Raw genomic sequence first — 8,473 nt, 5'->3', positions numbered from 1 at the left:
ACACTGACTTTCGTCTTGTCCCAGTCGGCGCGCAGGACGACCTTGATCTCGGGATAGCCGTCGAGGCGCGCGAGATCGCCGGAGCCAATGGTTCGTAGCAGGCCGTCCAGCGCCTCGGTGACGATCGTTTCCCTGCGATTGAAAAAGTGCTTCATCGATTCGTCCCGTACTGGCAAAGTCAAAACCGGTGCTGAATCACCGAAAACCGCTCACATCAATCGCTGTCCATCGGCGCCGAAATACAGCGGCGCCCGGTAGCGGATCACCACTTTGTCGCCCTGCGCCAGATCCGTGTCGGGATCGGTCAGCGTCACCAGTTTCTTGGTGCCTACCGTCACATGCAAATGGTTCTGGTCACCGAGATGCTCGACCCAGTCGACAACGCCGTCAGCATGGCCATTCGCGGCCTTCGCGATCGTCAGATGCTCGGTGCGCGCGCCGATCGTCTTGGTGCCGGCCGGTGCGCCGCCGTCAGGCAGCAGCCCGGTCGGCAGAAGATTGATCGCCGGCTGGCCGAGCCTCGCCGCGACATGCAGGTTTGCCGGCTCTGAATAGATGGTGCGCGGCGAGCCGATCTGCACCAGCACGCCCTCGGTGAGGATGCCGATGCGGTCTGCCATCGTCATCGCCTCGATCTGGTCGTGGGTGACGTAGAGCATGGTGGCGCCGAGCTCGGTCTGGATGCGCTTCAGCTCGAGCCGCAGATCCGCCCGCAGCTTGGCGTCGAGCGATGACAGCGGCTCGTCCATCAGATAGATGGACGGTTTGCGCACCAGCGCGCGGCCGATGGCGACGCGCTGCATTTCGCCGCCCGAAAGCTTGGTCGAGCGGTTGGCGAGCTTGTGATGGATGCGCACCATCTTCGCCACCTCCTCGACCCGGCGGCGGATCTGGTCTTCCGGCATTTTCCGCGCCGGCGAGCGCAGCGGAAAGGCGAGATTGTCGAAGACCGACAGATGCGGATAGAGCGAATATTGCTGGAAGACGAAGGCGGTGTCGCGCTCGGCCGGCGACAGCGTCGTGGCATTGTGTCCGCCGATCTCGATCGTGCCGCTGTCCGGCCGTTCCAACCCGGCGATGAGCCGCAGCGTCGTCGTCTTGCCGGCCCCGGTTGGCCCGAGCAGCACGACGAATTCACCATCTGCTATGTGCAGGTCGAGGCCGTCGACGGCGACATGGTCGCCGAAACTCTTGGTCACGTTCTTGATGTGCACCTCAGCCATGCTGGGCCCTCCGTTCCGAGGCGACATCGTGGATCGCGGTTCTCACCGCGCGGCCCGATCCCTTCTCGAACAGCGACAGCCGCGCGCTGCTCAGCGTCAGGCCGACATGGTCGCCGGTGGCGAGCCTGATTTCGGCCGGTACGCGTGCCTTGATGATGCCATCCGCCGTCTCCACCGCGACGATCTGCGTGGTGCCGAGATATTCGGTGCCGTAGATGGCGCCGCGCAATTTTGAGGCGTCGTCGAAGCGGATGTGTTCAGGGCGGATGCCGAGCGCCATGTCGCCAGGTGCGATGTCCTCGCGCACCTCCGGCACCGCGACCTTCGCGCCTTGCACGATGATCTCCCTGGCGCCCTTGGCGAGCCCGCCGCCAAATCCCAAAAAGTTCATCGGTGGCGAGCCGATGAAGTCGGCGACGAACATGGTCGCCGGGCGGTCATAGATTTCGCGCGGGCTTCCGAACTGCTCGATGACGCCATGGTTCATCACCGCGATCTTGTCGGCCATCGACATCGCTTCCATCTGGTCGTGCGTGACATAGACCGTCGTGGCATGGATGCGGTTGTGCAGTTCGCGCAGCTCGTGGACCATCAAATCGCGGAATTCGGTGTCAAGGGTTCCCAGCGGCTCATCCATCAGGAAGCATTTTGGCCGCCGCACGATGGCGCGGCCGAGCGCGACGCGCTGGCGGTCGCCGCCGGCAAGTCCGGAGACGGATTTGTTGAGCAGATGGTCGATGCGCAGCAGCTTCGCCGTTTCCTCGACCCGCGTGCGGATTTCGGCCGAAGGCATGCCTTGCGCCAGCAGCGGGAAGCCGATGTTCTTGCGCACATTCATGTGCGGGTAGAGCGCGAACAGCTGGAAGACGAAGGCGATGTCGCGCTCGCGGGCCCGCAGCATGGTAACGTCGTCGCCGCCGAGCAGGATCTGGCCGCCGGTCGGCAGCTCAAGCCCCGCGATCATGCGCAAGGTCGTCGTCTTGCCGCAGCCGGACGGGCCGAGCATGACGAAGAACTCGCCATCCTCGACGACGAAGTTGGAATCCTGCACGGCGACGAAATCGCCGAAAGCCTTTCTCAGGTGCTGGACACGGATTTCGGCCATGATTATTCCGGGAACTTGGAGACGATGATGAACATCACGGTGCCAGCGAGCATGGTGATGAAGGAGTAGGTGTAGAGCGACAGCGCGAAGGGCTGGAACAGCATCAGGAAGCCGATGGCGATCAGCGCTGTCGCGATGTTTTCCATCAGCCCGCGCCGTGCCCAGGCCGGCCAGCGCGATTTGCGGTTCCCAGGCTTGGTCAAGCTCATTTGCGCACCGCGCCGAAGGTGATGCCGCGCAGCAATTGCTTGCGAAGCAGGATGGTGAAAACCAGGATCGGCACCAGGAAGATCGTCGTGCCGGCCGCGACCGCCGGCCAGTCCTGGCCGCCTTCGCCGATGATGGTCGGGATGAAGGGCGGCGCGGTCTGCGCCGTGCCGGAGGTCAGGAGCGCTGCGAACGCATACTCGTTCCAGGCGAAGATCAGGCAGAAGATGGCGGTCGCGGCTATGCCGGTCGTCGCCTGCGGCAGCACGGTGCGCCAGAAGGCCTGCAGCCGCGTGTAGCCGTCGATCATTGCCGCTTCTTCATATTCGCGCGGGATCTCGTCGATGAAGCCCTTCAGCAGCCAGACAGCCAGCGACACATTGACCGCCGTGTAGAGCAGGATCATGCCGAGCGCGGTGTCCGACAGGCCAAGCTCGCGGTACATCAGATAGATCGGAATGGCGACGGCGATCGGCGGCATGAAGCGCGTCGACAGGATGAAGAACAGGAGGTCGTCGGCGAGCGGCACCTTGAAGCGCGAAAAGCCGTAAGCCGACAGTGTGCCGAGGAAGACGGCGCAGAAGGTCGAACCGAAGGCGATGATCAGCGAATTGACGAAGCGCGGCAGGAAATTGGACGGACCGGCGATCACCATGTTGCGCTTGCGCGTGGTCTCGTCGCAGAAGCCCGTCGCCGGGCCCAGCGAGTTGATGTATTCCGGCGTCTGCCGGGTCCGCGTCGTGAACAAATTGCAGTAGCCCTCGAGGCTGGGCTGGAACAGGATCTTGGGCGGATAGGCAATCGAATCCGGCGGCGTCTTGAAGCTGGTGGCGAAGATCCACAGCAGCGGCACGATCGAGATCAGTGCGTAAAGCACGATGATCGTGCCGGCGATCCGTTTCGAGTTGCTGCTCGGTGCGACGACCGAATGGGCTGTGGTCAGGCTCATCTCTGCTTCACCTTGTTGAGCGCCTTGACGTAGATGTTGGCCAGGCCGAACACCGCCACGAAAAGGATGATGGCGAAGGCCGAGGAATAACCGGTGCGCCAGCTTTCGAAAGCCTGCCGCTTCAGCGTTATCGAGGCGACCTCGGTCGTCGAGCCCGGCCCGCCGCCGGTCAACAGATTGACCATGTCGAACATCTTGAAGTTCTCGATGCCGCGAAACAGCACCGCCAGCATGATGAAGGGCAGCGCCATCGGCAGCGTGATCGACCAGAACTGCCGCCAGTTCGAGGCGCGGTCGACCTCGGCCGCCTCGTAGATGTATTCGGGGATGGAGCGGAGGCCCGCGAGGCAGATCAGCATCACGTAGGGCGTCCACATCCAGGTATCGACGATGATGATCGACCAGGGCGCCAGCGACACGTTGGAGAGCATCTGGATATCGGTCGGCGGAATCCTCGTGACAAAGGAGATCGCATAGGCGAACAGGCCGATCTGCGGCTCATAGAGGAAGCGCCAGAAATTGCCGACCACCGCCGGCGACAGCATCATCGGCACCAGGATCAGCGTCGTCCAGAAGGCGTGGCCTCGGAACTTCCTGTCGATCAGCCAGGCCAGCGTGAAGCCGATCAGCGTCTGCAAAAGGATCGTCCAGAACACGAAATGCGCGGTCGTCTGCATGGCGATCCAGATATCCTTGTCGCCGAGGATGCGCTGGTAGTTGGCAAGGCCGAGATTTTTCACCACCTCGTTCGGGCGGTTGGCCCGGTAGTTGGTGAACGACAGATAGATCGCCCAGAACAGCGGGAAGATGTTGATGGCCAGCAGCAACAGGATCGTCGGCGAGATGAACAGCCAGGCGAGGCCCTTGTCGCTGATGCCCCGGACCTTGCGGGCCAACGGTTCCGGGGTCGCCCGGGCAACGTTCTCCGCGGTCCGATTGAGCATGGTGAGTCCTGCTTCGGTCACTTGGTCGTCTCTGTCATGGAATTTATCTGAACTGCATCCCGTGCCAAGGGGCGGCACGGGATGCTTGGCTTAGCTCGGGAGGAGCTGGTTACATCTTGCCATCGTCCTGGAAGACCTGGGTCCAGTCCTTGACCAGGCCGTCGAGCGCATCCTTGGCCGAACCCTGGCCGGCGACGACATAGTCGTGGAAGCGTTTCTGCGAAGCCTGCAGCAGCGGGGCGTAGCTCGGCTCGGCCCAGAAGTCCTTCACGATTGCCATCGAGTCGAGGAAGGTCTGCGCATAGGGCTGGCTGGCCGGGAACTTCGGATCCTTGACCACCGCGTTGAGGCACGAATAGCCGCCGAGCGACCACCATTTGGCCTGCACATCCTTGTTGGCGAACCACTTGATGTATTTCAGCGCCGCCTCCTGCTTGTCGGAATAGGACACCACGGAGATACCCTGGCCGCCGAGCTGGGCGAACTGCTCGCCGTCGGGACCCTTCGGGTTGACGAAGTAACCGATCTTGTCGCCGCCGACATTCTCGTCCTTCTGCAGGCCCGGCCATGTGAAGGCGAAGTTCATGTGCATCGCCACCTGGCCGGATTTGAAGGCATCGACGCCTTCGCCCATGTAGCTGTTCGAGGCACCGGGCGGCGTGCAGCAATCATAGAGCGCCTTGTAGAATTCCAGCCCCTTGACCGACTTGTCGGAGTTGACGAAGCCTTCCATTTCATAGGGCTTCTTGGGGTTTTCGTACTGGAAGCCATAGCTGTAGAGCACGTCCATGGCGCCCATGGTGATGCCTTCGGAGCCGCGCTCGGTGTAGATCGAGGCGCCATAGACGGTCTTGCCGTCGATCTCGCGCTTCTGGAAGAACTCGGCGACCTGCTTCAACTGGTCGAAAGTGGTTGGCGGGCCGAGATCCCAACCGTACTTCTCCTTGAATTCCTTCTGCAGTTCCGGCTTGGAGAACCAGTCCTTGCGGTAGGTCCAGCCGACGACGTCGCCCATGGCCGGCAGCGCCCAGTAGTTCGGCGTGTTCTTCGGCCATTCCGAATAGCCGACGACGGTTGCCGGCACGAAATCGTCCATGCTGATCTTCTCCTTGTCGAAGAAGTCGTTCAGCTTGACGTAATGGCCGTTCTCGGCAGCGCCGCCGATCCACTGGCTGTCACCGATGATCAGGTCGCACAATTTGCCGTGCGAGTTCAGTTCGTTGAGAAAACGGTCGGCATAGTTGGTCCACGGCACGAACTCGAATTTCATGCCGATACCGGTTTCCTTGGTAAAATCCTTGGACAGTTCGACAAGTGCGTTGGCCGGGTCCCAGGCGGCCCAGCACAGGGTCAGGTCTTCAGCGTGCGCGACGTTCGCGACGGCTGTCGACGCTGTGATTGCCGAGGTCAGTCCCAACGCCAGTTTCAAGCTCGATTTCATGACTTCCTCCCATTTGCGAAACGCGCCCGGATGACGGTTTCAAAAAGCCCTCAACCCCTCTCCTCAGGGGCCCAAACATGGCTGCGCGGTTACACTGCAGATGTTTAGTAATTTGTTTAGTGATGCAATTTTTACTAAACAAGGCAAGCGAATTCGTTGCTGCGCCGCAGCATGCTTATGGCGATGTCTGAAAACGTTGGGAAAAGCGCGGGTCGCTGGCTGGTTTACCGAAGCTGTTCAGGCCGATTCTGACCGGGACGTGGGGCAGGCTCGGCTTTCAATCTACCCTTCTGGTGCTCACCATCACCTTGCGGATCGCCGGCGCCGGCGGCAGCAGCGCGCGGATATCGGCGAACGGGAACGACGGTTCGAAACGGAAGGCTTCGGCCGATGAGCCTTGCGCGCCGTTGCACTGGCCGGCGCGAAAGGCGTTCTGTGTCCGCGCAATGTCGACGAAGCGGTCGGGATCCTGCGATTGATGCATGCGGATCGCCTCGGCCTTGACGTCGGCATGGGCGGAAATGTCGACATAGTGCGTCGGCGAAAAACCGGTGCCGCCCATCGTGTCGGCATGCAGCACTGGGACGGCGAAAGACGCCGCGATACGAACGCCGTCCGACAGCGCGCGATGGTCTGCATGATAATCGTTGGGCGCATGCGTGATCACCAGATCCGGGCCGATTTGACCGATCAGTGCTTTCAGAGCTCCAATCAGCGCTGCATCGGCCACCAGCTCGCCGTCCGGGAAGTCGAGGAAGCGTGGCACTGCGCCTACCAGCGCGGCCGCGGCCGTTGCTTCGTCGCGACGGACACGAGCGAGAACAGCGGGATCACTTGTGCCGCCCCTGGCACCATCCGTGGCCATGGCAAAAGTGAGTTCTGCGCCTTGCGCAGCATAGGCGGCCATCGTACCGAACATGAAGATCTCGATGTCGTCCGGATGCGCACCGAGCGCCAGGATTTTCAAACCACTCTCTCCCCGGAATTGGAACAACGTGACGAACGGAATCCTGCTCGCCCTGATCGCCTACGCAAGCTATTCGGGTAGCGATGCCGTTGTCAAAAGCCTGGGCGGTCAGCTCACGATCTTCGAGATCGGCTTTTTCATAACCTTGTTCGCGGGCTTCTTCCTGTTCTTCACGCGGCCCGCGGGCGAACGTTGGCGCGATTTCTGGCGCACCAGAAGGCCATGGGCGGTGCAGGCGCGTGCCTGGGCGGGCATCGCTTCCGGCGTGCTCAGTGTCTACGCCTTCACCACCATTCCGCTGGCCGAGTCCTATGCGTTGATATTCCTGGCGCCGCTCTGCGTCACCATTCTCTCCACGGTGATCCTCAAGGAGAAGGTCGGCCCCTGGCGCTGGCTGGCGGTGGTCGCCGGTTTCGCCGGTGTCATGCTGGTGGTGCGGCCGGGCTTTCGCGAGCTCAATCTCGGCCACCTTGCCGCCTTCGGTGTTGCCTTCCTCGCCGCCACCAGCGTCATCCTGATGCGCTCGCTGGCGCAGCAGGAAAAGCGCACCACCATGCTCGGCGTGCTGGTCGGCTACGGCCTGCTGTTCAACGGCATCGGTGCCGCCGCCACCTCGTTCACCGTTCCCGACGGCAAGCAGTTGCTGTGGTTGGTGGCGGCCGGTGCCTTCACAGCAGGTGGACAATTCCTTCAACTGCTGGCCATGAAATACGCGCCTGCCAACCGGGTCGTGCCGACGCATTATTCGCAGATCGCCTGGGCGGTGATCCTCGGCGCGTTGTTTTTCCAGGAATATCCGGACGGGCTGTCGCTGGTTGGCCTGGCGGTCGTTGGCGGCGCCGGCCTGTTGACCATGGTGCGTGAGGAAGCGCGGCTGGGGACCGTGCGCTGGAACCCGTTTTCGCGTACCCGGCTTTGAACCGACTCTGGTTGCGCCGTGGCCGTAACCGCTGATATGCGGGCGCCATGACCACAAAACCCCTGCCGGAGCTTCCTGTGTCCGTCGTGCTGCCGGCGCTGAGGGAAGCGCTTGGCGATGGCAACAGCGCCGTGCTGGTGGCGCCGCCCGGCGCTGGCAAGACCACGCTGGTGCCGCTGGCGCTGCTTGACGCGCCTTGGCTCGGCGCCGGCAAGATCATCCTGCTTGAACCGCGCCGCCTCGCCGCTCGCGCCGCCGCTCGCCGGATGGCTGAGTTGCTTGGTGAGGAACCCGGCGCCACCGTCGGCTACGCCATGCGCATGGAAAACCGCATTTCGGCAAAGACCAGGATCGTGGTCGTCACCGAAGGCGTGCTGGCGCGCATGATCCTCGACGATCCCGAACTGCCCGGTGTTTCGGCTGTCATTTTCGACGAATTCCACGAGCGTTCGCTCGACGGCGATTTCGGTCTCGCTCTGGCGCTCGACGTGCAGGGGGCGCTCAGGCCGGATCTGCGCTTGGCTGTGATGTCGGCGACGCTCGACGGCGCGCGCGTCGCCAAACTCATGTCGGGCGCGCCGGTCGTCGAAAGCGAGGGTCGCGCCTTTCCCGTCGATATCCGTTATGACGAACGGCCGGCCGGCATCGCCATCGAGGACGCGATGGCCAAGGCGATCCGCGCCGCCCTTGCCGACGAGAGCGGCAGCGTCCTTGCATT

The 8,473-nt window shown here is 62.6% G+C and carries 9 protein-coding genes; 2 read left to right on the top strand and 7 right to left on the bottom strand.

What is annotated here, in order from left to right; translation table 11 throughout:
• Positions 1-209 precede the first annotated feature (209 nt).
• The 7 genes from EN932_RS21950 to EN932_RS21920 all read right to left on the bottom strand — a co-directional run bounded on the left by EN932_RS21950 (position 210) and on the right by EN932_RS21920 (position 6,836).
• Positions 210-1,223 (bottom strand): ABC transporter ATP-binding protein, encoded by a 1,014-nt coding sequence (locus EN932_RS21950; RefSeq protein ID WP_013528082.1) that lies wholly within the window; start codon positions 1,221-1,223, stop codon positions 210-212.
• Complete coding sequence (locus EN932_RS21945) at positions 1,216-2,328, bottom strand: ABC transporter ATP-binding protein (RefSeq protein WP_013528081.1); 1,113 nt, start codon at positions 2,326-2,328, stop codon at positions 1,216-1,218. Before EN932_RS21945 ends, EN932_RS21950 begins: the two co-directional genes overlap by 8 nt.
• Positions 2,329-2,330: 2 nt before the next feature.
• A complete protein-coding gene (locus EN932_RS21940; RefSeq protein ID WP_013528080.1) occupies positions 2,331-2,537 on the bottom strand; it encodes a hypothetical protein in 207 nt (68 codons plus the stop codon).
• Complete coding sequence (locus EN932_RS21935; RefSeq protein ID WP_013528079.1) at positions 2,534-3,484, bottom strand: carbohydrate ABC transporter permease; 951 nt, start codon at positions 3,482-3,484, stop codon at positions 2,534-2,536. The genes EN932_RS21940 and EN932_RS21935 overlap by 4 nt, the downstream gene beginning before the upstream one ends.
• The gene (locus tag EN932_RS21930) at positions 3,481-4,428 is read right to left on the bottom strand and encodes a sugar ABC transporter permease (protein WP_013528078.1); all 948 of its coding nucleotides are present in this window, start codon (positions 4,426-4,428) and stop codon (positions 3,481-3,483) included. Before EN932_RS21930 ends, EN932_RS21935 begins: the two co-directional genes overlap by 4 nt.
• A gap of 109 nt (positions 4,429-4,537) precedes the next feature.
• Positions 4,538-5,869, bottom strand: a complete 1,332-nt coding sequence (locus EN932_RS21925) for an ABC transporter substrate-binding protein (protein ID WP_027164284.1) — start codon at positions 5,867-5,869, stop codon at positions 4,538-4,540.
• 277 nt (positions 5,870-6,146) lie between these two features.
• Positions 6,147-6,836, bottom strand: a complete 690-nt coding sequence (locus EN932_RS21920) for a PIG-L deacetylase family protein (protein ID WP_063169898.1) — start codon at positions 6,834-6,836, stop codon at positions 6,147-6,149.
• A 28-nt stretch (positions 6,837-6,864) separates the two neighbouring features.
• On the opposite strand from EN932_RS21920, the gene EN932_RS21915 reads away from it, so the two are divergent.
• Together EN932_RS21915 and EN932_RS21910 are read left to right on the top strand one after the other, a co-directional pair.
• On the top strand, positions 6,865-7,755 hold the full coding sequence (locus EN932_RS21915; protein WP_127369036.1) for a DMT family transporter: 891 nt from the start codon (positions 6,865-6,867) through the stop codon (positions 7,753-7,755).
• 47 nt (positions 7,756-7,802) lie between these two features.
• The coding region (locus EN932_RS21910; RefSeq protein ID WP_127371027.1) for a DEAD/DEAH box helicase at positions 7,803-8,473 on the top strand (671 nt) is incomplete at its 3' end.

Origin of the sequence: Mesorhizobium sp. M7A.F.Ca.US.002.01.1.1, assembly GCF_004022955.1 — a bacterium.
GTDB classification, from domain to species: Bacteria; Pseudomonadota; Alphaproteobacteria; order Rhizobiales; family Rhizobiaceae; genus Mesorhizobium; species Mesorhizobium ciceri.
Note: the sequence above shows the minus strand (reverse complement) of the source record. Positions and strands in the feature narration are given on the sequence as shown.

Coding starts and splice junctions, on each gene's coding strand:
- EN932_RS21950 (WP_013528082.1), bottom strand. CDS start 1,223: ATGGCTGAGGTGCACATCAAGAACGTGACCAAGAGTTTCGGCGACCAT.
- EN932_RS21945 (WP_013528081.1), bottom strand. CDS start 2,328: ATGGCCGAAATCCGTGTCCAGCACCTGAGAAAGGCTTTCGGCGATTTC.
- EN932_RS21940 (WP_013528080.1), bottom strand. CDS start 2,537: ATGAGCTTGACCAAGCCTGGGAACCGCAAATCGCGCTGGCCGGCCTGG.
- EN932_RS21935 (WP_013528079.1), bottom strand. CDS start 3,484: ATGAGCCTGACCACAGCCCATTCGGTCGTCGCACCGAGCAGCAACTCG.
- EN932_RS21930 (WP_013528078.1), bottom strand. CDS start 4,428: ATGCTCAATCGGACCGCGGAGAACGTTGCCCGGGCGACCCCGGAACCG.
- EN932_RS21925 (WP_027164284.1), bottom strand. CDS start 5,869: ATGAAATCGAGCTTGAAACTGGCGTTGGGACTGACCTCGGCAATCACA.